Origin of the sequence: Leisingera daeponensis DSM 23529 (assembly GCF_000473145.1) — a bacterium.
GTDB lineage: Bacteria > Pseudomonadota > Alphaproteobacteria > Rhodobacterales > Rhodobacteraceae > Leisingera > Leisingera daeponensis.
This window is the reverse complement of sequence record NZ_KI421500.1, coordinates 1,180,475-1,204,042: the sequence shown is the minus strand read 5'-3', so window position 1 is coordinate 1,204,042 and position 23,568 is coordinate 1,180,475. Positions and strand designations below refer to the sequence as shown.

The window sequence follows — 23,568 nt, the reverse complement described above, 5'->3', positions numbered from 1 at the left end:
CCGTTCGGGCGCCCTTGACTGTCTGGCGGCGGCTGGCCTTACTGCTTGGCCAGGTTGCGCAGCACGTAGTGCAGCACGCCGCCGTGTTCGATGTATTCGATCTCAGGCGCGGTATCGATACGGCACTTCAGCGTGATGGTCTTTTGCGACCCGTCCGCAAAGGTGATTTCGCACGGCACCTCCTGCAGCGGCTTGATGCTGTCCAGTCCGCGGATCGTGACGGTTTCCTCGCCGGTCAGGCCCAGGGTCTTGCGGGTGTCGCCGCCGGTGAACTCGAACGGGATGACGCCCATGCCCACCAGGTTGGAGCGGTGGATCCGCTCAAAGTTCTCAGCGATCACCGCCCTGACGCCCAAGAGCGCGGTGCCCTTGGCCGCCCAGTCGCGCGAGGAGCCCGCGCCGTACTGCTCACCGCCGAACACCACCAGCGGGGTGCCGTTTTCCTGATGCGCCATCGCGGCCTCATAGATTGAGGTCTGCTTGCCATCGGGGCCCTTGGTATAGCCGCCCTCGACGCCATCCAGCATCTCGTTCCGGATGCGGATGTTGGCGAAGGTGCCGCGCATCATGATCTCGTGGTTGCCGCGGCGCGAGCCGTAGGAGTTGAATTCGCGCGGCTGCACCTGGCGTTCCAGCAGGTACTGGCCCGCGGGCGTGGTGGTGGCAAAGGAGCCCGCCGGCGAGATGTGGTCGGTGGTGACCATATCGCCCAGGACCGCCAGAACCTTGGCGCCTTCGATGTTTTCGATGGTGCCCGGCTCGGGGCCCATGTCCTGGAAGTAGGGCGGGTTTTGGATGTAGGTCGAACTTGCGGGCCAGTCATAGGTCTCCGCGTCGGTGACCTCCACCGCCTGCCACTTCTCGTCGCCCTTGAAGACATCGGCGTATTTCGACTGGAAGGCTTCGCGCGTCACAGTCTTTTCAACCAGGTCGGCGATTTCCTTCTGGGTCGGCCACAGGTCCTTGAGGTAGACGTCGTTGCCGTCCTGATCCTGCCCCAGCGGCGCGGTGGTGATGTCGATGTTCATGTCACCGGCCAGCGCATAGGCCACCACCAGCGGCGGCGAGGCCAGGTAGTTGGCGCGCACGTCCGGCGAAATGCGGCCCTCGAAGTTGCGGTTGCCCGACAGCACCGAGACGCCGATCAGGTCGTTGTCGTTGATGCACTTGGAGATTTCCTCGGCCAGCGGGCCGGAGTTGCCGATGCAGGTGGTGCAGCCGTAGCCGACCAGATTGAAGCCGATGGCGTCCAGATGCTCCTGCAGGCCCGCGGCCTCCAGATACTCGGACACCACCTGCGAACCCGGCGCGAGCGAGGTCTTGACCCAGGGCTTGCGGGTCAGGCCGCGCTCATGCGCCTTCTTCGCAACAAGACCCGCGCCAATCATCACATAGGGGTTCGAGGTGTTGGTGCAGGAGGTGATCGAGGCGATCACGATGGAGCCGTCGTGCAGCTGGTAGCTGCTGTCTTCGGTGGTGACAAAACCTGTTTTGTGGTGGCCTTTGTCGCCGGGAATTTTCTGCGGTTCGGGCTGCCCGCCTTCGGCCTCCCAGCGGTTTTCGGCACGTTCGCTTGCATCCTTGCTGCTGCGCTGGCCTTCGACGTAGTCGTGGAAGGTGGTGGCGGCCTTGTCCAGCGCGATGTGGTCCTGCGGCCGTTTCGGGCCGGAGATCGCGGGCACGACGGTGCCCATGTCCAGATGCAGCGTATCGGTATAGACCGGATTGTAGCTCTCGTCGCGCCACAGCCCGTTTTCCTTGGCATAGGCCTCGACCAGCGCGATGCGGTCCTCGTCGCGGCCGGTGTTGCGCAGGTAGCGCAGGGTTTCGCCGTCGATCGGGAAGAAGCCGCAGGTGGCGCCGTATTCAGGGGCCATGTTGGCGATGGTCGCCCGGTCGGCCAGCGGCAGCCGGTCCAGGCCGTCGCCGAAGAACTCGACGAATTTGCCGACCACGCCCTTGGCGCGCAGCATCTCCACCACTTTCAGCACCAGATCGGTGCCGGTGGTGCCTTCGGTCATCTCGCCGGTCAGTTCAAAGCCGACGACTTCGGGGATCAGCATGGAAATCGGCTGGCCCAGCATCGCCGCCTCGGCCTCGATGCCGCCAACACCCCAGCCCAGCACCGCAGCGCCGTTCACCATGGTGGTGTGGGAGTCGGTGCCGACGAGGGTGTCGGGGTAGGCGACTTCCTCGCCGTTCTGATCGGTGTCGGTCCAGACGGTCTGGGCCAGGTATTCCAGGTTCACCTGGTGGCAGATGCCGGTGCCCGGCGGCACCACGCGGAAGTTGTTGAACGCTTTCTGGCCCCATTTCAGGAACTGGTAGCGCTCCATGTTGCGCTCATACTCGCGGTCGACGTTCATCTGGAACGCGCGCGGGTTGCCGAATTCGTCGATCATCACCGAGTGGTCGATGACCAGATCCACCGGCACCAGCGGGTTGATCTTGGCGGCAGAGCCCTTGAGGCCGACGATGCCGTCGCGCATGGCGGCCAGGTCGACCACCGCGGGCACGCCGGTGAAATCCTGCATCAGCACGCGGGCCGGGCGGTAGGCGATCTCGCGCGGGTTCTTGCCGCCCTTGCCGGCCCATTCGCCAAAGGCCTTGATGTCATCGGTGGAGACCGAAAAGCCGCCATCCTCGAAGCGCAGCATGTTTTCCAGCACCACCTTCAGCGCTGCGGGAAGTTTGGAAAAGTCGCCAAAGCCTGCTTCGCTGGCTGCGGGAATGGAATAGTAGGAGATCGTTTTGCCGTTGACGCTGAGAGTGCGGCGCGCGCTGGCGTTGTCCTGTCCGACGGTGATAGGCATGGGTGGCCTCCCTCAAGAAATTGAAACTTGGGAATTCGCTGCTTTGTAAATGCATGAGGTAAGCGCTGCATTCAATAGTTCAAACGCCGCAGGGGCAGTTTTGTATGCGATTGTACACATTTTCCGCCGCGCTGCCGCTGCCGCCGGGCCTCAAAAATGATTGATTGGCCTTACCCCGGGCACATCTTTAGACCAGTGGGCTAAGTAGCAGAGAAGGCGATTCATGAGATTTCTGGCATCGATCATGACGGTTCTGGCCCTGGCCCTGCCGGTGCATGGCCAATCCGCAGCAGACCCCGTGGTGGTGGAGCTGTTTACCTCGCAGGGCTGTTCGTCCTGCCCGCCCGCCGATGCGCTGCTGCATGAGCTGGCCGCACGCGATGACGTGCTGCCGCTGGCGCTGCATGTGGATTACTGGGATTACATCGGCTGGAAAGACAAGTTCGCCAGGCGGGAGCACACCCGGCGGCAAAAGGGCTATGCCCAGGCCGGCGGGCGCCGGATGATCTACACGCCGCAGATGGTCATCATGGGTCAGGAGGACGTGGTCGGCGCCGATGCCGTTCAGGTGGAGAGCGCGATCCGGAAGCACCAGAAGAAGCCGCGCCCGGTGGCGCTGAAGCTGCAGCGGCAGGGCGGGGAATTGGTGATCCGTCTGAAGCCCCGGTCCCGGATGCCGAAGTCCCGGCTGCTGGTGCAGCTGGTGCGCTTTACCCCGCAACGCACCGTCAGCATCACCCGCGGCGAGCTGGCCGGGAAAACCCTGAGCTATGCCAATGTGGTGGAGGACTGGCAAGTGGCGGCAGAGTGGGACGGCGCAGAGCCGCTGGAGCTGACAGTGCCGCTGACCGGCAGCCAGCCTGCCGCGGTGCTGGTGCAGGAAGCGCCGTTCGGTCCGGTCATCGCCGCCGCGCGGGCTGACTGACCCCGGCACGGCGCGCCAGCAGGGGCGCGGCAGCGGCGGTCAGGTTTTCCAGCGCCGGTGGATCCAGAACCACTGGCCGGTGTGCTTGCGCACGATGGATTCCAGATCGGCCGTCAGCGCCTTGGTCATGGTCAGAGGGTCCGAAGGCGGGACTTCGGCGTTCATGATGATCTCGAAATCCAGGCCGTTTTCCTGGCGCACCGCATAGACCGGGATCAGCGCGGCGCCGAATTTCAGCGCCAGTTCCGCGGGCACGGTTGACGTAACCGCAGGCTTGCCGAAAAAATCGATCGGCTCGCCGCCCTGGGCATAGAGATCGGTGACGATGGCGGCGATGCCGCCCTTTTTCAGGTGCCGGACCAGCTCGACCATGCCGCGCTTGCCCTGTTCGAACATCAGTTCGCCGGTGGTTTTCATCGCGGCGACATAGTGCTCGTTGAAATAGGGGTTGGCCATCCGCCGGTACAGCGCGCCCATGTCGTGGCCGCGGGCGGTCAGCGCCGCGCGGGCGGCGTCGTAATTTCCGAAATGCGCAGTGGCCAGAAGCACCGGCCGCCCGGCGGCGCGGGCGGTCTCCAGCGCTTCCAGCCCGGGGCCGGTGATGGGAGCCGACTTGGCCTTCTCATAGAAGGTGCCGCCGTCATAAAGCTCGGCGATCATCCGGCCGGCGTTGTCGCTGACATCGCGGTAGAGCTGCTCCGGATCCAGGCCGGACAGCTCGGGGCTGACATGGCGCAGGTTGTTGCGCACCCGCTTGTCAAAGCCGGCAAGCCGCCCCATGGCGGTGACCAGGCGGCCCATCATCGGCACCCGCAGGCGGTACGGCACCAGCCCGGCGCCCAGCAGCAGCCCGCGCAGAAACAGGTTGCTGCCAAAATATTTGACATGGCTCCAGGTGGAGAGCTCGGAGGGGTCTACTGGCATGGCATCAGGATGGCTGCGGCGCGAAAATGCGGCTGGAAGGCTGCATCATAAGCAGCCGCGCCGGCGGGCACAAGCAGGTCGCACCCGGCTGCCGCCCCGTCAGAACAGGGCAGCAGCCGGTGATGCATTCCGCGCCGGAGCCGGGCGGCAAGATCAGTCCTCGCCGCCGTCTTCCTGGTCGTCGGACTTCAGCTCGATCTCGCCGGTTGCCACCAGATCGCGCATGGCCGAGATGATCATGCTGAACGCCGCTTCGCCGTCGGAGCGCTTGACCTTGCCGCGCTCCGCCACCTCCTCGCGGATGTTGTCGGCCATCCGGCTCGACATGTTCTTCAGCAGGAATTCATTGGTGGCCACGTCTTCCTCGTCCGAGGCAAAGGCCATGGCAGTGACCAGATCCGGCTGCGACAGGACGCGGATCAGCTTGGGCACGTCGATGGGCTGCATCCGCTCGCCGATCAGCGCATAGGTGAAGATCGCCTTGCGCACCTTGATGGCGAATTCCTCGTCTTCCTCGTCCAGCGCGGTCAGAACCTCGTCGCGCTTGGCGGCGGCGGCTTCGGTCAGGATACCGCCCAGCCGCTGGCCCGGCGTGTCGTTGAAGGCAAGCTCCGGCCGGGCCTCGACCTGGGCCGCCAGCGACAGGCCGATCCGGTCGACGGTATCGGGCGTGACATTGGCCGTCTGGCTCACAGCATAGGTGATGCGCCGGGCGACCGGGCCTGGAAGGTGGACCAGCATCTGCGCCGCCTTGGCGGTGTCCAGCTTGGAGAGCAGCACTGCGGCCACCTCCGTGCTTTCGGCCTCCGCCAGCGACGCCAGGTCTTCCGGCGGCAGCTGTTTCAGCCGCTGCCAGGGGTCGCCGAACTGCCGCACTCCGGCCTCCTTGCGCAGGCGGCTGTGGGTGTATCGGCTGATCTTGCCTTCCATTGCGTTCAAGGCGCCGGCCAGGCCGTTGGGGAAATGCAGGCCGACATTGTCCAGCAAGTCGGCAAATTCACCCGCCACCGCATGCAGGGTGTCGCGGTCGACAATCCGCATCTTGCCCATCTGCTTGGTCAGCTCCAGCTGCAGATCATCCGGCAGCTCCTCCAGCGGGATTTCGGCGCCTTCGTTCAGCAGCAGCCGGACAATGATCGCGGCCTTGGCCTTGCCGCTCAGGCCGCTGCTGGTCCCGCCGCCCATCGGCGCCGGGGCGGAAAACCCGCCGAAGTCCGGACCGCCGGTTGCCATTGGAAGCGCCAGCATGTTGTCGTGAGGCATTCTCGCACCCTACCAAAGATTCTTCTCGATCGTGAAGGGCAGGATAGGCCGCAAGCCGTAAAGAAAGCCTGAAGCCTAGTAGCTGTAGGACGCGCCCGTTTCCAGCGCGCTGCGCAGCGCGGCTTCGGCCCAGGTGCCGTCGCCGCCCCGTGCCCTGATCTCTTTCCACTGTATCAGGGCGGCGCCGTATTTGCCCTGTTGCACAAGGCCTTGGCCCATATACGAACGGGCAAGGATATTATCCGGATCGCGCGCCAGCGCCTGATCGTAATAGGCCTGCGCCTGTTCCAAATTGCCCAGTTTGCGGTGGGTGAAGCCCCAATAGGTCAGCACCAGGGAATCCTGCTGATCCGCCATCGCGCTCAGCACCGCCTGGGCATCCTGCTGGCGGCCCGCATAGGCCAGCTCGCGGGCTGCGCCCAGCAGTTGATCCTGGTTCAGCGAGGATTTCCGCGGCCGCACGCAGCGCTTCTTTGTTTCATCCCACACCCGCTTGCCCTTGCAGGTCTTGGTGGTCTCGGTGGGTTTGGGCGGGTTCCAGCTGTTGCCGCTGGCGGCAAGGGCGGCAACCGGCAGGGTCAGGGCGGCGGCCAGGGCAAGAAAACGCATATCGGAAACTCCAGACGCGGTATGTTTTGCCCACTGTAACCCCGGAAGACCGGTCTGGATCTGTAAATTTGTTCACAAAGGCGTTTGCCCGGCCGCAAGACGCAAAACGCCCCGCCGAGATGACGGGGCGTGATAAACTTCGCGCTCAGGCAGGCTTATTCGCCGAACACGCGCTTGAAGATCGTGTCGACATGTTTGGTGTGGTAGCCCATGTCGAATTTCTCGTTGATCGCGTCTTCGCCAAGGGCGGCAACCACATCGGCATCGGCCAGCAGCAGCTCGCGGAAATCGACGCGCTCTTCCCAGACCTTCAGGGCGTTGCGCTGCACCATGGCATAGGCATCCTCGCGGCTGACGCCTGCCTGGGTCAGGGCCAGCAGCACCCGCTGCGACATCACCAGGCCGGGGAATTTGTTCATGTTGTCCAGCATGTTCTCCGGGAACACCAGCATCTTGTCGACAACGCCGGCCAGACGGTGCAGGGCGAAATCCAGGGTGACGGTCGCATCCGGGCCGATGCCGCGCTCGACGGAGGAGTGCGAGATGTCGCGCTCATGCCACAGCGCCACGTTCTCCATCGCCGGGATCACCGCCATCCGCACCAGGCGCGCAAGGCCGGTGAGGTTCTCGGTCAGCACCGGGTTCTTCTTGTGCGGCATCGCCGAGGAGCCTTTCTGGCCCATCGAGAAGAATTCCGCGCCTTCCAGCACCTCGGTGCGCTGCATGTGGCGGATCTCAACCGCGATGTTCTCGATCGAGGACGCGATGACTCCGAGGGTGGCAAAGAACATCGCGTGGCGGTCGCGCGGGATCACCTGGGTGGAGATCGGCTCGGGGCGCAGGCCCAGCTGCTCGCAGACGTGCTCTTCGACCGCCGGGTCGATGTTGGCAAAGGTGCCGACCGCGCCGGAGATCGCGCCGGTGGCGACTTCCCAGCGGGCCTTTTCCAGACGGTTCTTGTTGCGGTCCATTTCCGCATAGAAGCGGGCAAAGGTCAGGCCCATGGTGGTCGGCTCGGCGTGGATGCCATGGCTGCGGCCGACGCGCACGGTGTTCTTGTGCTCCAGCGCGCGTTTCTTCAGCGCGGCCAGGACCTTGTCCACACCGTCCAGCAGGATGTCCGCGGCGCGCACCAGCTGCACGTTCAGGCAGGTGTCCAGCACGTCGGAGGAGGTCATGCCCTGGTGCACAAAGCGGGCTTCCTCGGAGCCCACATGCTCCGCCAGATGGGTCAGGAAGGCGATCACGTCATGCTTGGTCACCGCCTCGATCTCGTCGATGCGGGCGACGTCGAATTCCACGTCCTTGGCTTTCCACACCGCGTCGGCGTTCTCGCGCGGGATCACCCCCAGGTTGGCCATGGCTTCGCAGGCGTGGGCCTCGATCTCGTACCAGATCTTGAACTTGGTCTCGGGCGACCAGATTGCGACCATCTCGGGGCGGGAATAGCGGGGGATCATGGGCGAAGGCACCTTTATGTGATTGCGCAGCAGATGCCCGGCCTCTTAGATCAGGAGGCGCTGGACAGCAAGGCTGGGACGGGCGCATGAGGCAGTTTGCCCTGATGATTGCGGTATCATCCGGGGCGGTGCCGTTGCGGCGGGCAAACGGCGGAGGTTCAGCGGCGGGGAAGCGCAGGCGGCGCAGGAGGGGCGCAGGCCGGATTCCGGCAGCGGCGTCTGGCAGGGTGACAGCGCAAGGGGCGCTCTGCCGGACCTGCGGACCATGCGGCCGCAAGGGCATCAGCGCCGCAACAGCCCGCGGCTTGCGGCGGTCAGCAATGGCCGGGAAGGCGGGGATCAGTCCCCGCGCAAATGCGCCAGCAGCCGGGCGTTGCGGCAGTAGGAGGGTGCCTCCTCCAGTTTCGCCGCCTCACGCTGCAAGCTGCTGCAGCCGTCCTGATTGACGCAGGTGCTGCATCGCAGGACGGCGCGCATGTATTTGCGGCCCTGCGCCCGCGGGTCCGCGGCAACGATTTCGCCATAGTCCACGCCCAGACGGCTGGCCATGCCCTGCACCAGGTCGCTGCTGCGTGCGAGTTTTGCAAAAAGTCCCATGTGTCTCCTCCACCGCCCGGCTGGTGCCGGGGCTGGCCCCAGCATGTGCGCGAATGCGCGGCGGCACTTTGATTTGGCGCAAACTTCAGCTGCGGGCAGCGGCTCCCGCCTGCGCTGCGGCCTTCTGCCGAAGACCTGCCGCAGTTGGGCCCGGCGCCGCGCCTTGCGCGGCGCCGGGCCCAAGGCCGCTGGCGGTGCAGGTGTCCTGCACGGCCCGGGCGCGGGAGCACCGCCGGAGTTTTCGGCGCTCAGGTCCCGGAATGCTCGGTGGCCTCCAGCCGGGTCACCACTCTGGCGCCGCTTTCCAGCGTCCGGTGCACCGGGCATTTGTCGGCGATTTCCAAGAGCCGACTGCGCTGTTCGCCGCTCAAGGGGCCGCACAGGCGCACCACCCGGGTGAACTGGTCGATCTTGGCCGGCCCGGAGGGCAGGGCGTCCTGGGCGTGGACCTTGTCATGGCTCACATCGACGCTGATCCCCTCCAGCGGCCAGCCCTTGCGGCGCGCATACATCCTCAGCGTCATCGAGGTGCAGGCGCCCAGGCCCGCCGCCACGAAGCCATATGGAGACATGCCGCGGTTGGTGCCGCCATAGGCCAGCGGCTCGTCCGCCAGCGCGTGGTGATAGGGGCCGGATTGCACGTCCTGCAGAAACCCGTCCGGGTCCGCCTCCGTCACCCGCAGAATGCCTTCCGGCGCGCCGGGCGGCGGTGCGGGCGGGGCCATGCCGATATAGCGCCCGGCCCAGGCAGCGATGACTTCGGCGGCGTATTCCGCGTCCGCCGGGCGGGAAATCAGATGATCCGCGTCATCGAGCGTGATGAAGCTCTTGGGATGTTTGGCCGCGGTGAAGATCGACGCCGCATTGTCGATGCTCACGGTCTCATCCCTAGGCGCGTGCAGAACCAGCAGCGCCGCCTTCAGCTCTGCTATCGCAGGCGCCAGCGCCTCAGCGCTGATGTCATCGACGAATTCCTTGCTGATCACGAAAGGCCGCCCGCCCAGGCAGACCTCGGCACGCCCCTTCGCCTCGATCTCCGGCAGGGCGGCGCCAAAGTGGTGCGAAACATGGCCCGGATCGAACGGCGCGGCCAGCGTGACCACCCCCTTGACCGACGGGATGCCCGCCCGCGCCCGCAGCACCGCAGCACCGCCCAGCGAATGGCCGATCAGCAGCGCAGGCGCCATGCCCCGCGCCGCCAGATACTGCGCTGCCTTGATCAGGTCCGCCACGTTGGAGCTGAAGGTGGTGTTCCCGAACTCGCCCTCCGAATGCCCCAGCCCGGTGAAATCGAACCGCAGGACCGCAATCCCCATCGCCGCCAGCCGCCCGGCAATCCGCCGTGCGGCCGGGATGTCCTTGGAGCAGGTGAAGCAATGGGCAAACAGCGCGGTGGCCAGCACCGGCCCCTCCGGCAGGTCGAGGCGGGCAGCAAGGGTGTTTCCGGCGTGGCCGGGGAAAGAGATCCGTTCCGTGGGCATGGGCGTGGCCTTTTTTGGTGTTCCGCATAGATTGAGCGCTCAACGGGTGCTGAACAAGGCAACGGGACGGAACGTCACGGGAAGGTGAAGCCAGATGAGCAGCAGCACCCTCAGAGGCATAGTGTGTTACAGCCTGCAAAGCACGCGGGGAGCGGGAAACCCGCGCCTGGCCTGAATTCCGCTTGCCCGGCTCGCAGACGTGCAGAGACGCCCGGCGTGCCGGTGCTGCGCGATATCTGGCGCCGCTCTTAAGCGGAGGCGCCTGGCGGCGCCGCAGGCTGTCCCGGCCCCTCCTGCCGGTGGGGCCGGCCGTGCGGTTTCAGGTCTCGCCCACGAGCGCCTTGTCGAAGGGATAGCTGGTCAGGTTCTCATGGCCGTCTTCGGTGATCAGAACCTGGTCTTCCAGCTTGATCGAGAAATCACCGCCCTCGGGGCTGACCAGCGCCTCGACGCAGAGCACCATGCCCGGCTCCAGTTCATAGTCAAAGGCACCCTCGACCATATGGTCCGGATAGGCGACCAGCGGCCACTCGTCGCACAGGCCGACGCCGTGCATCATGCAGCCGTATTTCTGCTTTTGAAACTGGCTGTCCAGCACAAAGCAGCCGCGCGACAGCTCCTGAATGTTCACGCCCGGTTTCAGCATCTCCATGTTGTGGCGGATGTGCTCCAGCCCGTGCTGCATGGCATAGATCATGTCGGGCCGCGGCTTTTCATCGCCGATCCACCAGCTGCGGGAGATGTCGATGCAGATCCCGTAGGAGCCAACAAGGTCGGTGTCAAAGCTGATGATCTCGTTGTTCTGGATGATCCGGGGGCCGCATTCCTGAAACCAGGGGTTGGTGCGCGGACCGGAGGCCAGCAGCCGGGTTTCGATCCACTCGCCGCCGCGGCGGATGTTTTCCGCGTGCAGCACCGCCCAGACGTCATCCTCGGAGATGTTGCCGCCGGGGATCTGCTCGCGGGCGAATGTCTCCATTGCCGCCACCGCGGTTTCGCAGGCGTGATGGGCGCAGCGCATCGCCAGGATCTCATCCGGGCCTTTCACCGCGCGGCATTTCTCGGTCAGCTCTTCGCCGGCGAAAATTTCCAGCCCCTGTGCCTCCAGCGCGCGCAGCCCGTGCAGCATCACCTTATCCACCGCCAGCCGCTTGTTGCTGCCGCTGTGCTCCTCCAGCAGGATGCGCACTTCGTTGGAGAACTTGTCGGCGGCCACGTCGAGCTTGTCGCCGCGGTCGAAGTAGAACAGGTCGGCCCCGGCGCGCTGCTCGCGCACCAGCGGGTTGAATTCGCTGAGGAAGGGGGACTGCTTGTAATCCCATAGCACCATATAGCCGTCGGCGCAGACCAGCAGCGCCCGGAACGGGTTGTGGGTGTTCCACAGCTGCATGTTGGTGCTGTCGGTTGCATACCGGATGTTGAGCGGATCAAACACCAGCAGGCCGCCATAGCCGCGGTCGTTGATGAAGCGGGTCAGCCGCTCCCAGCGGAAGCTGCGCAGCGCCTGCAGGTCGGGCAGCTGCAGCCCTGCCTCTGCCCATTCGGCGAAGGCCAGCCGGGTCGGGCCGATCTCGACCCGGTCATTGTCGTTCGGGGTGTTGTCGCCCAGTCTCGCGCCGCGGGTGGGGTCGATCTTGCGGATGTCGCGGTAATGCTCGTTCATGCCGGGGGGTCCTTGCTGCACAGTCCTGTCCAGTGTGCGGGCGGGGGCCGGGAAAAGCGTTGCGGAAAGCGACAGGTTTTCCGGTCATTTCTGACTTGTGATGCAACGTTGCGGCTGATTCCCGCCGGTTTGGATGCTATCGCAAATGGATGACGGCGATTCTGCAGAAGACCATTCCCTACAATCCGCTGGAGGAGAAGAAGCTCCCCGGCATCCAGCCGCTCGCGCCGGAGGCCTGGCTGATGGCCGATGACGCCTATGCGGGCCAGATGGCAGAGCGGGAGCGGCTGCTGGCAGGCCGGCGGGATGAGGTCTTGCGGCTGGACGCCCGCGCGATGGCGGCGGCGCAAGAGCTGCTGCAAATGGCGCTGGACACGCTGGATCCCGGCGCGGGCGATACCGCGTTGCGGCCGGATGGCGTGCGGGTTCCGGTCGATTGGGAAGTTCCCCTGGGCACCCTCGGCCGCTTCGCGCAGCAGGATTTTTGCATTCTGCAAAAGCTGGAAGGCGCGCCGGAGCATGTTCTGACCGGCGCGGTGCTGTGCTTTCCGGCAAGCTGGACGCTGGCGGAGAAATACCTGCAGCCGCTGACCGGCATCCACGTGCCGGTGGACAGCTACGACGCTGGGATTGCAGCGCGGGTGCAGCGGCTGTTTGACGGGGTGCAGGCGGGGCGGCCGCTGTGGCGGTTCAATGCCTTGTGGTATCACGATCCGGCGCTGTTCCAGCCGCGCAGCCAGTATGCGCCGCGGGACCGGACACACGGCAGCAGGGCCGGGTATCTGCGCAGCGAGAAACAGGTGATCATGCGGCTGCCGCAGACCCGCGCGGTGGTGTTTGCCATTCACACCCGCGTGCTTGCGCGGGCAGATGTGATGCGCCAGTGGGGCGCACCGCAGGACGATGGCGCAGCGCAGCCTTAGGGGAGCAGCGGCCGCGCGGCCTGCACCATTCCGGCGCTGTCGAGGAACAGGAACAGGGCGGCCACCAGCAGCAGGTGGCTGACAAAGCGCAGGCGGCGGCGCGGTGGCAGGATGGATGCCGGCAGCACAGAGGCTTGCAACGGACCGCCCCAGCCGCCGCCCTGAGGCCCGGCTTGCAATGGCCTGCGCATCCTTGCGCGCGCCTGCGCGGCGGCCGCACTTGCGCCCGGTCCCGCAGCACGGTTGACCGCAGCCTGAAAGACTCGCTCGCAATGCGCCTCCAGCGCAGGCGCCGTTTGCTCAACCGGCTTGAAACAGGCGCGTCCGCGGGGGCGGGCGCGCGGCGGCTGGACCTGCCGGCTGGCAGCGGCCTCGCGCTCCGCCGGGGCCGGTGCGGCCCGGTGCGGTTCAAACACGCCAAGGAACTGCTCGCAGGTCAGTGTCACGTTGGACTCCAGCCACTCTACAGAGGTGGCCTCGACCAGGGGGAGCGTCCGCCGCAGCATTTCGGCCAGCAGCAGTTCGGAAATTTCCTGATCGCAATGGTCCTCGTGCAGCGGGGACAGCGCCACTTCCAGCAGGCTGACAGGCTGCAGCGTACTGCCGGTCAGCTTGCTTGAGCGCCGCAGCGGCACCCGGCGCAGGCGCACCGTGACAAGGTAGTGGTCGCATTGCAGCCGGACGGCATTCTCGGCGCGGGCCTCGATGGCATCTGCCGGGTGGCCGAAGTCATCAAGCGTTTCCACGACAGCGGACACCGCAGCCGGGAGGGTTGCCGCATTCCGGCTTTCCAGCCCAAGCCTGCCCGTATATTGCACGTTCTCTGCCACCGTCCGGATCCTCCATTCAGGGTGCCGATAAAATAAGAATAAATTTGGAACGGGTTGAAAGTTGGGCGGAAAGCGCGGCCCGGTGGCAAACTTTGCAGATTGGGCGTTAAAAATCGCGAAACTTTTTAAGTAATTGTTTTTATTGTATTTCACGTTCGCTTTGCGAAACGGATCGGCGGAATACGGCTCAACTGTGGCGCGCGCCGGTCACATTGATGCCTTAGGCATTACAATGCCGCGGGAATCGCGGCCACTGTTCCCGGGCACATGAGCAACTGCCCGCCGCAGCCGCTGTGCGGCCAGCCGCAGGTGCGGGGCAGGTCACTGACTGCGGGGCTGGCAGCAGGGTGTGAAGAGGGTGGCGGCGGGCGCTCAGCCGTCGATCTGGCGCCCCATGATCGCCAGCGACTGCTGGTAGACCGTCGCGGCGTTCCATTGCTTCAGAACGGGGTAGTTCGGCTCTCCCGGCTGATAACCCTTGCCGGGTTTCCAGCCCTTCTGGCGCAGGTAATTGGCGGTGGAGGCCAGCGCATCGCCCATGTTGTAGAAATCCACCCGGCCGTTCCCGTCCCAGTCCTGGCCGTATTGCAAGGCATTGCCCGGCAGGAACTGGGTATGGCCCAGCTCGCCGTGCTTGGCGCCGAGGGTGGCCGGGGTAATGGCGCCCTGGTCCACCAGTTTCAGCGCCCCCAGTGCGTGCGGGCGGAAGAAATCGGAGCGGCGGCAGTCATAGGTCAGCGTCACGATGGCAGAGACCACCTGGCTGTCGCCCATATAGTTGCCAAAAGCGGTCTCCATCCCGTGAATGGCAATCAGTACCCCGGCAGGCACGCCGTACTTGCGCTCAAGCGCGGCGTAGAAATCCGGGTTGCGCGCCTTTCGCTTGCGGCCCTGCGCCACGATGGTGGCAGAGCCGCGCACCTGCATGAATTTCTCCAGTGAGTATTTGAAGCTCTTCTGGTTGCGGTCTGCGGAAATGGTGCGGCTGGCGTATTGCGCATTGGCCAGCGCCTGCAGCCCGGCATTGCGCACCCCGGCGCGTTTTGCTTCGGCGCTGAAGGCCTGTTTCCAGGCATCGAACCCGGCGGAAGTATTGCCGCAGGTCGCGGCAACGGCGGGGGAGGCAAGGAGGGCGGAAATCAGGGCAGAGGCAAGCAGCCGGGGCATGAATGAAACTCTCGAAATGTGACTCGTGTCTTTGCAGCCTAGCGCGGCGGCGGACTAAGTCTAACGGGAAATCCTGCCAATGGTTCCCATTCCTTCAGGAAAACGCTGTTCCGGCGGCCAGTGCCAGCCCCGCGGCGACGGCGGTCATCGCGTTTTCGGTTTCAACACGGGCATTCGGGCACAGCAGCCGCATTTCGGCCTGAACCGACGCCAGCAGCGACGAGCCGCCGACCAGGACAATCCGGTCCACCTGCGCCGCAGCAAGTCCCGCCTGGTCCAGCGTCTCGGCTGCGCAGCGCCCGATTGCCCGGGTCTGGTCCGCCAGCGTCCGGTTCATCTCCGTCCCGGCCAGCGGCACGGATAAGCCGCGCTGCAACAGCTTGAGGTCGATTGCCGCGCTGCTGCCAGCGTCATTGGCGCGGATCTTGCCGCGCTCGACCGCAAAGGCCAGCTCGTGCCCTAGTTCGTCCTCCAGCACGGCAACCAGCCGCGCCAGCTTCTCCGGCTCCGCTGCATTGGAAGCCAGATCCTGCGCGGCCCGGCGGTTTTCGGGGCTGTACAGAAACGGGATCATCTGCCAGGTGGCCAGATCGTTGAACAGCCTGTTCGGTGCGGGCAGGGTGCCGCCGCCGAAGGTATTGCGGATCAGGCTGCCGCGGCCCAGCAGCGGCATCACATGATGGATGCTCAGCTGCCGGTCGAAATCGGTGCCGCCCAGGCGGATCCCGTGCGAGGCCAGGATGCGCGCGGCGCCGTCCGCGCCCTGCTCAAACGCGGTGAAGTCCGAGGTGCCGCCGCCGATGTCGACGATCAGCCCCAGCCCCGGCGACGGCGCAGCGGCGCGCAGCGCGGCCTCGGGCTCGTACATGAACAGAACGTCCTCGAAACCCGCTTCAAGATAGCAGGCGCGCAGATCCTTCTCCGCCTGCGCGTCGCGGCTCGGGTCGCTGGAGTGAAACCGCACCGGCCGCCCCGACAGCGCGCGGGTGAACTGCATGTGCGTGGCCTCCTCGGCGCGCCGCTTCAGTTCCGCCAGAAAGCGGGCGATGATGGTGGCAAAGCTGATCCGCTCGCCGCCCAGCCGCCGTTCCTCATGCAGAAGCGAGGTGCCGAGCAGGCTTTTCAGCGCCCGCATGAAACGGCCTTCCTCGCCGCTGATCAGGGCCCGCGACGCGCTGTGCCCGATCCGCATCCGGCGCGCGCCCTCCGCAAAGAACACCGCGGTCGGCAGCGTCTGCTCTCCGGGTTCCATCTCGACCAGCCAGGGGCGCCCGGCCACCGCGATCCCGGCGGCGGAATTGGAGGTGCCGAAGTCGATACCAAGAGTGTTGGGGGCAGTCATAGGGGGATCCTGTACGCGCAGCGGAGCGGGTCCAGCTATAGCATAAGACAATCGCGATCAAGTCGAATCACCCTTGCCAATGGCAGCGAATCGGCCCTGCGCCGATTGCCGCAGCAGGTGCAAGTGCTTCAAATATCAGCAGTAAAACCCCCGTAAAAATATTTTAATTCCTGAATATCACAGTTTAATCACCTGCTGCCCAGAGCAGGGTCTTTGGAGTTTGGAAGATGAGTAAAACGGATAACCAGCGCATCATCTCGAAATTTGCGCTTGATGGAGACCATCAAAAAGACCTGATGCGCGCAAGCTCCCTGCTGGCGCCTTACTTCGATGTGATCCTCGACAAGTTCTATGCTTTTGCCCAGTCGGACCGGGAAGCAAGCATGTTCTTTCCCAACGAGGAAATCCTCACCCACGCAAGGACGGCACAGAAGCGTCATTGGGAACTGCTGCTGAGAGGCGATTTCCCGGAAGAGTATTTCGCGTCCGCGGACCGCGTCGGCACCGTCCACTTCAAGATCCAGCTTCCGTTCGAGCTTTACCTGTCGGCCTATTCGCGGGCGACATCCCACATCCAGCAGGTCCTTGGCGAACGGTTCGGGACTGCGGTGACCCCGGGCGGGCGGCGCAAGCTGTTTGCCATGCTGGGGGCGCTGAACCGGGCGTTCGCGCTGGACACCTATTTCGTGATCGACGCCTACTTCGCGGCGCAGCGCGCGGAGCAGGACACCGCCTTTGACTACATCACCTCGGGGATCGAGCGGATGGAAGCCCGCGATCTCTCGCAGATAATCCCGGCCCCTGGCGAAAGCGACTACCCCGCGCGTTACGACGCGGTGCGGGTCACGTTCAACCGGCTGATGGGCAGCCTGGCCGGGGTGATCGGCAGCATCCAGGACTCCGCCGAGGGCCTGAACAGCACCGCCGGCGAAATCTCCGATGCCGCGCAGGAGTTGTCGCAGCGCACCGAAACCCAGGCTGCAACGCTGGAGGAAACGGCGGCGGCGGTTGAGGAAATCACCTCCAGCATGCGGTCTTCTTCGGAAGCGACCAGGGAAACCAGCACCGTTGCCGCAACCGCGCAAGCCTGCGCCGAGGACGGCTTTGCGGTGGTCACGGACGCGGTGAGCAAGATGAAGGAAATTGCCGACTCGTCCGACCGGATCTCCCAGATCATCGGCGTGATTGACGACATCTCCTTCCAGACCAACCTGCTGGCGCTGAACGCCGGGGTCGAGGCCGCGCGCGCCGGCGAAGCCGGGCGCGGCTTTGCGGTTGTCGCCTCCGAAGTGCGCGGGCTGGCCCAGCGGGCCGCCGTGTCCGCCAAGGAAATCAAGGAGCTGATCAACATCAGCTCAGGCCATGTGGACGAAGGGGTCTCGCTTGTGGACCGCGCCGGCGAAGTTCTGACGCGGATCGTGACCGATGTGAAGCGGGTGTCGGAGCTGTCGGCGTCGGTCTCCGCCTCCACAAGCGAGCAGAGCACCGGCCTGACGGAGATCAACACCGGTGTTTCGCATCTGGACGGTGTCACCCAGCAAAACGCTGCCATGGTCGAGCAGACGACAGCCGCCACGGTCACCATGCGCCAGGATGCGCAGGCGCTGGCCGATCTGGTCAAGTCGTTCAAGGTTGCCCGGACAACCGCCCCGGTTATGGCGCCCGGCGCGGAGAGAGGCGGCCTGCGGCTGGCCGGCTGACGCGCTGAACCGCCACTGCCACCGGTCGGAAAACAGAAAAAGGCGCCGCAAACGGCGCCTTTTCCTTTGGATTTCCAGCTTTTAGCAGCTGTAGTACATGCCGAACTCAACCGGGTGCGGGGTGTGCTCGTACTTGTGGACCTCTTCCATCTTCAGCGCGATGTAGCCGTCGATCTGGTCCTTGGTGAACACGTCGCCCTGCAGCAGGAAGTCGTGGTCGGCGGCCAGCGCGTCCAGGGCTTCACGCAGGGAGCCGCAGACGGTCGGGATGCCTTCCAGCTCCTCGGCCGGCAGGTCGTACAGGTTTTTGTCCATGGCTTCGCCCGGATCGATCTTGTTGCGGATGCCGTCCAGGCCGGCCATCAGCAGCGCGGCAAAGCACAGGTAGGGATTTGCGCTCGGATCGGGGAAACGGGCTTCGACGCGCTTGGCCTTCGGGCTTTCGGTCCACGGGATCCGGACGCAGCCGGAGCGGTTGCGGGCGGAGTAGGCGCGCAGAACCGGGGCCTCGAAGCCCGGGATCAGGCGCTTGTAGGAGTTGGTGCCCGGGTTGGTGAAGGCGTTCAGGGTCTTGGCGTGCTTCAGGATGCCGCCGATAAAATACAGCGCTTCCTGCGACAGGTCCGCGTATTTGTCGCCTGCAAACAGCGGCTTGCCGTCTTTCCAGATCGACATGTTGACGTGCATGCCAGAGCCGTTGTCGCCGTAGATCGGCTTCGGCATGAAGGTCGCCGACTTGCCATAGGCGTGCGCCACGTTGTGGATCACGTACTTGTACTTCTGGATCTCGTCGGCCTGTTTGGTCAGGCTGTCAAAGATCAGGCCCAGCTCGTGCTGGCAGGACGCAACCTCGTGGTGGTGCTTGTCCACCTTCATGCCCAGGCGCTTCATGGTCGACAGCATTTCGGACCGCAGGTCCTGCGCTTCGTCGATCGGGTTCACCGGGAAATAGCCGCCCTTCAGGCCCGGGCGGTGGCCCATGTTGCCCATTTCGAACTCGGCGTCGGTGTTCCAGGAGGCGTCGGTTGCGTCAACCTCATAGGACACCTTGTTGATGGTGTTGGAGTAGCGCACGTCGTCGAACAGGAAGAATTCCGCTTCCGGGCCCATATAGGCCACGTCGCCGATGCCGGAGGATTTCAGGTAGGCCTCGGCCTTCTGGGCGGTGCCGCGCGGGTCGCGCTCATAGGCTTCACCGGTGTCCGGCTCAACGATGGAGCAGTGCAGGCACAGGGTCTTTTCCGCATAGAACGGGTCGATATACGCGGATTCGGTGTCCGCCATCAGTTTCATGTCGGAGTTTTCGATCGACTTCCAGCCGGCGATCGACGAGCCGTCGAACATGAAGCCTTCTTCCAGAAAGTCTTCGTCGACCAGGTCCACGTCCACGGTCACGTGCTGCAGCTTGCCGCGCACATCGGTGAAGCGGATGTCGACATAGGCGACGTCCTCGTCCTTAAGTGTCTTGAGAACTGCGTCTACGCTCATTCCCTCGGTCCTTTTTTTGCAGAGATGTAAGGATTTTCGTTGGTGTCTTAGAGTGCGTCCGGGCCGGTCTCGCCGGTACGGATGCGGATCGCTTGCTCGACGGGCGAGACAAAGATCTTGCCGTCGCCGATCTTGTCGGTCTTGGCGGCGTCGACAATGGCCTCAATCGCCTGGTCGACCTGATCGTCGTCCAGCACAACCTCGACCTTCACCTTGGGCAGGAAGTCGACCACATATTCGGCGCCGCGGTACAGCTCGGTATGGCCCTTCTGGCGGCCAAAGCCCTTGACTTCGATGACAGAAAGACCCTGGACGCCGACGTCCTGCAACGCTTCCTTCACCTCATCCAGTTTAAAAGGCTTGATGATGGCTTCGATCTTTTTCATCGGCTTTGGCTCCTCGCAAGCTTGTTGGGGATGTCATTTCACTTCTAAATGAGGGCAGCAATGCGCGCCTGGGCCGCTGCGGCAATTGTGGGCAGGATTTGATCGTGACTGCCTAAAAATTAAGCACTGCGCCTGCAAATTGCGCAGATTTGAATCGGGGAAGGGCAAAACATGACCGAACTGCTGACCGCAGCCCAGATGCGGGCCATCGAACAGGCCGCCATCGAGTCCGGTGAAGTCACCGGGCTGGAGCTGATGGAACGGGCCGGGCAGGGGGTGGTCGAGGCCATCTTCGAGGAATGGCCGGAGCTGGCGGAGCCTGTTGAGGGCGGGCGAGGGGCCGGCCCCTCGCGCTCCCCGGAGTTTTTGGAGAAAGATGAAAAGCCGCGCCGGGCGGTGGTCCTGTGCGGGCCGGGCAACAATGGTGGCGACGGCTTTGTGGTGGCGCGTCTGCTGAAGGAGCGCGGCTGGGAGGTGGAGGTGTTCCTCTACGGCGACCCGGACAAGCTGCCGCCGGATGCGAAGGTGAACTATGAGCGGTGGCGGAAGTTGGGCAGTGTCAATGAGTGGGATGATCGAGGTGTCCGTGATTTCTACGAAAGGGATGAAGAAAGCCAGTTTCTCGTAATTGACGCATTATTCGGAACGGGGCTGACCCGCAAAATGCCTGATGACACGGATGAAGCTTGGAATGGCTTTATGCCGACTCCTCTGATTGCGGATGCGCATGAGCCGAACGAAGACCGCTTCGTCGCGATTGATTTTCCTAGCGGTGTTTGCAGCGATAGCGGGCGAGACTTTGGAGCCCTCCCAACTCATCTTACTGTAACATTCCATAGCGCAAAAATTGGCCATCATATGAGTCAGAGTTGCGGCAGCTACGGAGGAGCGAAAGGCTGCGGGAAACTCAAAGTTGTGCCACTAGGTTTGCCCAAAGTTTATCCCAAAGGCTGCGTCGAGTTGCTTGGCTACGAGAAAGGAAATCTAAGTAAGAAATATTCGGGCCACAAATACTCCCACGGCCACGCCCTCATCCTCTCTGGCGGCCACGGCAAAACCGGCGCCGCGCGCCTTGCCGCCCGCGGAGCCTTGCGGATCGGGGCAGGGCTGGTCACCGTCGGCTCGCCGCGCTCAGCGATGTTCGAAAACGCCGCCAACCTGACCGCCATCATGCTGCGCCAGATCGACGGGGCGCATGGGCTTGCGGAACTGCTGGAAGACGACCGCCTCAGCGCTCTCTGCCTTGGGCCGGGCATGGGGCGCGGGGCGGACACGCAGGCGATGGTCTTTGCGGCGCTGAAGGAACAGCGGCCAACCGTTCTGGATGCCGATGCGCTCACAAGGTTTGAACTGAAACCCGAGGCGCTGTTTGAGGCCCTGCACGAAAATTGCGTGCTCACCCCGCATGGCGGTGAATTTGCCAGGCTGTTCCCGGACCTCGCGGAGAAACTGAACGCCCCCGCGACCAGAGGCCCCGCCTATTCCAAGGTCGACGCCACCCGCGAGGCCGCCAAACGCGCGGGCTGCGTGGTGCTGTTCAAGGGGCCGGATACGGTGATCGCCGCGCCGGACGGGCGCTGCTCTGTGAATTCCGCCCATTACGACCGCTCCGCGCCCTGGCTGGCCACCGCCGGTTCGGGGGACGTGCTGGCGGGGTTCATCACCGGGCTGATGGCGCGCGGCTTCGCCCCGATGCAGGCGGCAGAGACCGCCGCCTATATCCATGTTGAATGCGCGCTGCACTTCGGCCCCGGCCTGATTGCCGAGGACCTGCCGGAGCAGCTCCCCGCGGTGTTCCGCAAGCTGGGACTGTAAGCAGGCTCAGGCCGCCGGGCGCAGGTCTTCCTGCGGTGCGGCTGCCGCGGCCAGTTCCAGTCCGCCGGCATAGATCACATGCGGGCGGGAGAACTCCAGCACCGTCAGGTCCATCATCTGCAGGCCCAGGTCGCGGATGAACTCGCCGTCCACCAGTTCATAGGCCGGCACCACCGCCTGCGGCTGGCCGAACATCGCCTTGGCGCGCCAGTCGCGCACCAGGATGCGCTGGTCCCAGGGAACGGTCAGGCCGCCCTCACCGAGGGTATCGCCCAGAGAACCGGCAGCGATGCAGACCGCCTGCAGCATCGCGCGGCGGCTGCGGACGGCCTCGACCCTGGCCATGCCCTGGGTGCGGGTGATCAGGCTGTCGCCTGCCGTGAGATCTTCTGCGGCGCGCTCCCCCTCGCGGGTCAGCACAGCGGTGCCGCGCAAGAGGGTGATGTTCTGGCTGCCCTGGAACAGCCGCCGGGGCTGTGCCTGGACGCGCATCGCCAATTGCGCGCGCAGGGCCGCATTTCCAAACGGTTTCATGTTGTTGCTCGCTTTGTCTGCCTCAGACTTTTTCCGCCAAACTACGGCACAAGCGGATTCCAGGCCCAGCCTTTTCACGCAAAAAACCGCTTATTGTTGCGATATTCCGCATGGATTGTTGCCGTTTTGCACAACGGCCGCGGCGGCGCGATTTCCGCTCGCATCCGCCGCCAAGCTTTGCTATTCAGCGCGTCACACGAGGGACGGACCTTCGTGCCGTGCGGGTGTGGCGGAATTGGTAGACGCACCAGATTTAGGTTCTGGCGCCGCAAGGCGTGGGGGTTCAAGTCCCTTCACCCGCACCATTTTTCAGCGAAGTCAATCATGCGGGCGCAAGGCCCGGCTGCGGCGGCTGGCCGGCTTGCCCTGACGGCGGGATAGGTTTTCCTCTTTCGCCGCGCCTGTGATATACTTCGCCCCGGCAGGACGCTGACAGCGGCCGGTCAAATGTTCATCAGTACATTGTTGACAAGGGGGATGGCCGTGAAACGTCTTCTGAAAACAACCACCGCGGCGGGGACTGCACTGTGCGTCCTGGCGCAGCCGGGCCTGGCTGAGCTGAAATACGAAAACAACTCCGGCGGCTATGTCGAAATCTATGGCCAGCTCAACCCCGCCATCATCTCTGTGGACGATGGCGAACAGACCGAAACCAACCTGCTCGACAATGACCTGTCCCGCTCCCGGATCGGCCTGCGGCTGATGCAGCCGTTCGGGGCCAACACCTTCGGCTTCCGGTTCGAGGCCGGTCTGGGCTTCCCGAACTCGACCGAGGTGAACCAGTTCGGCTCCGACTACAGCGGCTGGACCCGGGCGGACCTGCGCCACGTGGACTTCTGGCTGGAAGGAGGCTGGGGCAAGCTGTCGGCCGGGCAGGGCAGCATGTTGGCCGACGGCGCGGCGGAGACGGATCTGTCTTATGTCGGCACCGCGCTCTACTCCTTCAAGGTCGACTCCAATGCCGGGTTCCTGATCCGCGACACCGCGGGGGCGCTCAGCGGGCCGGTCCTGGCGGATGCGTTTGACAATCTCGACGGATCCAGACGCGGCCGCATCCGTTACGACACGCCGGATTTCAACGGCTTTTCCGCAGGCCTGGCCTGGGGGCAGAACGTCCTCTCTTCATCCGATGAAGCCGACTACTATGATATCGGCGTGTTCTACGGGCAGGAGTTCGGTCCCACCAATTTCGCCGCATCCCTGGCTTATCAGGTGCGCGAAGACGACGGCGACGAGCGGTCCGACGTGATCGGCTCTGCCTCGGTGCTGCTGGACAACGGGATCAGCTTCACCGTTGCGGGCGGCACCCGCGACAATGACGCGGCGGGCGCCAGTGACCCCAGCTATTACTACGCCAAGATCGGCTATGAAAACGAATGGCTGCCCTGGGGCAAGACCGGTCTTGGGGTGCATTACTATGAAGGCGAGGACTTCAATGTGAACGGCTCCAGCTCCAAGGGCTGGGGTATCGGTGCGGTTCAGAAGGTTGAGAATTTCAATACCGACATATACCTGACTTATCAGGAATATGACTATGAGGATGCCGCGGCGTCTTACCAGGATGTCTCGACCTGGGTTCTGGGCGCGCGCTGGAAGTTCTGACCTGCACAGCAAGCTTCGAAACGGAAAAAACGCTCCGGATCCCCGG

19 protein-coding genes and 1 tRNA gene are annotated in these 23,568 nt (G+C 64.4%); 6 read left to right on the top strand and 14 right to left on the bottom strand.

Translation table 11 applies throughout. The features are described from left to right. Positions 1-38: 38 nt before the first annotated feature. On the bottom strand, positions 39-2,813 hold the full coding sequence (gene acnA / locus DAEP_RS0106245; RefSeq protein ID WP_027244048.1) for an aconitate hydratase AcnA: 2,775 nt from the start codon (positions 2,811-2,813) through the stop codon (positions 39-41). A 223-nt stretch (positions 2,814-3,036) separates the two neighbouring features. Between acnA and DAEP_RS0106240 the strand changes: the two genes are divergently transcribed. Then, the gene (locus DAEP_RS0106240) at positions 3,037-3,738 is read left to right on the top strand and encodes a DUF1223 domain-containing protein (protein ID WP_027244047.1); all 702 of its coding nucleotides are present in this window, start codon (positions 3,037-3,039) and stop codon (positions 3,736-3,738) included. Between the two features lie 39 nt (positions 3,739-3,777). Here DAEP_RS0106240 and DAEP_RS0106235 read toward each other — a convergent pair whose 3' ends face one another. From DAEP_RS0106235 to dddP, 7 genes are all read right to left on the bottom strand, one after another. After that, positions 3,778-4,662, bottom strand: a complete 885-nt coding sequence (locus DAEP_RS0106235; RefSeq protein ID WP_027244046.1) for a lysophospholipid acyltransferase family protein — start codon at positions 4,660-4,662, stop codon at positions 3,778-3,780. A gap of 153 nt (positions 4,663-4,815) precedes the next feature. Further along, a complete protein-coding gene (locus DAEP_RS0106225) occupies positions 4,816-5,925 on the bottom strand; it encodes a flagellar motor switch protein FliG (RefSeq protein ID WP_008555775.1) in 1,110 nt (369 codons plus the stop codon). A gap of 75 nt (positions 5,926-6,000) precedes the next feature. Next, on the bottom strand, positions 6,001-6,534 hold the full coding sequence (locus DAEP_RS0106220; protein ID WP_027244045.1) for a tetratricopeptide repeat protein: 534 nt from the start codon (positions 6,532-6,534) through the stop codon (positions 6,001-6,003). A gap of 155 nt (positions 6,535-6,689) precedes the next feature. Then, positions 6,690-7,994 carry an adenylosuccinate lyase gene (gene purB / locus DAEP_RS0106215; RefSeq protein ID WP_008554435.1) on the bottom strand — a complete coding sequence of 435 codons (1,305 nt, stop codon included), beginning with the start codon at positions 7,992-7,994 and terminating at the stop codon, positions 6,690-6,692. A 339-nt stretch (positions 7,995-8,333) separates the two neighbouring features. Then, positions 8,334-8,591: a DUF6455 family protein gene (locus tag DAEP_RS0106210; protein WP_027244044.1), complete on the bottom strand. Its 258-nt coding sequence runs from the start codon at positions 8,589-8,591 to the stop codon at positions 8,334-8,336. Between the two features lie 248 nt (positions 8,592-8,839). Beyond that, positions 8,840-10,072 carry a bifunctional alpha/beta hydrolase/OsmC family protein gene (locus tag DAEP_RS0106205; protein WP_027244043.1) on the bottom strand — a complete coding sequence of 411 codons (1,233 nt, stop codon included), beginning with the start codon at positions 10,070-10,072 and terminating at the stop codon, positions 8,840-8,842. A 319-nt stretch (positions 10,073-10,391) separates the two neighbouring features. Then, positions 10,392-11,735 carry a dimethylsulfonioproprionate lyase DddP gene (dddP, locus tag DAEP_RS0106200; RefSeq protein ID WP_027244042.1) on the bottom strand — a complete coding sequence of 448 codons (1,344 nt, stop codon included), beginning with the start codon at positions 11,733-11,735 and terminating at the stop codon, positions 10,392-10,394. Between the two features lie 149 nt (positions 11,736-11,884). Between dddP and DAEP_RS0106195 the strand changes: the two genes are divergently transcribed. After that, positions 11,885-12,658: a heme-dependent oxidative N-demethylase family protein gene (locus tag DAEP_RS0106195; protein ID WP_027244041.1), complete on the top strand. Its 774-nt coding sequence runs from the start codon at positions 11,885-11,887 to the stop codon at positions 12,656-12,658. On the opposite strand, the gene DAEP_RS0106190 is transcribed toward DAEP_RS0106195, so the two are convergent. From DAEP_RS0106190 to DAEP_RS0106180, 3 genes are all read right to left on the bottom strand, one after another. Further along, complete coding sequence (locus DAEP_RS0106190; RefSeq protein ID WP_154665030.1) at positions 12,655-13,416, bottom strand: hypothetical protein; 762 nt, start codon at positions 13,414-13,416, stop codon at positions 12,655-12,657. The two genes, DAEP_RS0106195 and DAEP_RS0106190, sit on opposite strands and share 4 nt — an antisense overlap. Before the next feature lie 444 nt (positions 13,417-13,860). Then, a complete protein-coding gene (locus DAEP_RS0106185; protein ID WP_008555842.1) occupies positions 13,861-14,655 on the bottom strand; it encodes a lytic murein transglycosylase in 795 nt (264 codons plus the stop codon). 94 nt (positions 14,656-14,749) lie between these two features. Then, positions 14,750-15,997 carry an Hsp70 family protein gene (locus DAEP_RS0106180; RefSeq protein ID WP_027244039.1) on the bottom strand — a complete coding sequence of 416 codons (1,248 nt, stop codon included), beginning with the start codon at positions 15,995-15,997 and terminating at the stop codon, positions 14,750-14,752. 227 nt (positions 15,998-16,224) lie between these two features. Between DAEP_RS0106180 and DAEP_RS0106175 the strand changes: the two genes are divergently transcribed. Continuing rightward, positions 16,225-17,697 (top strand): globin-coupled sensor protein, encoded by a 1,473-nt coding sequence (locus DAEP_RS0106175; protein WP_027244038.1) that lies wholly within the window; start codon positions 16,225-16,227, stop codon positions 17,695-17,697. Positions 17,698-17,778: 81 nt separating this feature from the next. Here the strand turns inward: DAEP_RS0106175 and glnA are convergent, their stop codons facing one another. Then, entirely contained in the window at positions 17,779-19,185 is a 1,407-nt protein-coding gene (glnA, locus tag DAEP_RS0106170) for a type I glutamate--ammonia ligase (protein WP_008557020.1), read from the bottom strand. 47 nt (positions 19,186-19,232) lie between these two features. Next, positions 19,233-19,571 (bottom strand): P-II family nitrogen regulator, encoded by a 339-nt coding sequence (locus DAEP_RS0106165; RefSeq protein ID WP_008554830.1) that lies wholly within the window; start codon positions 19,569-19,571, stop codon positions 19,233-19,235. Positions 19,572-19,742: 171 nt separating this feature from the next. Between DAEP_RS0106165 and DAEP_RS0106160 the strand changes: the two genes are divergently transcribed. Further along, positions 19,743-21,386 (top strand): bifunctional ADP-dependent NAD(P)H-hydrate dehydratase/NAD(P)H-hydrate epimerase, encoded by a 1,644-nt coding sequence (locus DAEP_RS0106160; RefSeq protein ID WP_027244037.1) that lies wholly within the window; start codon positions 19,743-19,745, stop codon positions 21,384-21,386. Positions 21,387-21,392: 6 nt separating this feature from the next. On the opposite strand, the gene DAEP_RS0106155 is transcribed toward DAEP_RS0106160, so the two are convergent. Continuing rightward, a complete protein-coding gene (locus DAEP_RS0106155) occupies positions 21,393-21,920 on the bottom strand; it encodes a Hint domain-containing protein (RefSeq protein ID WP_027244036.1) in 528 nt (175 codons plus the stop codon). A 220-nt stretch (positions 21,921-22,140) separates the two neighbouring features. On the opposite strand from DAEP_RS0106155, the gene DAEP_RS0106150 reads away from it, so the two are divergent. Continuing rightward, positions 22,141-22,225, top strand: a tRNA-Leu gene (locus DAEP_RS0106150). A gap of 172 nt (positions 22,226-22,397) precedes the next feature. Beyond that, positions 22,398-23,522, top strand: a complete 1,125-nt coding sequence (locus DAEP_RS0106145) for a porin (protein ID WP_027244035.1) — start codon at positions 22,398-22,400, stop codon at positions 23,520-23,522. Positions 23,523-23,568: the final 46 nt, after the last annotated feature.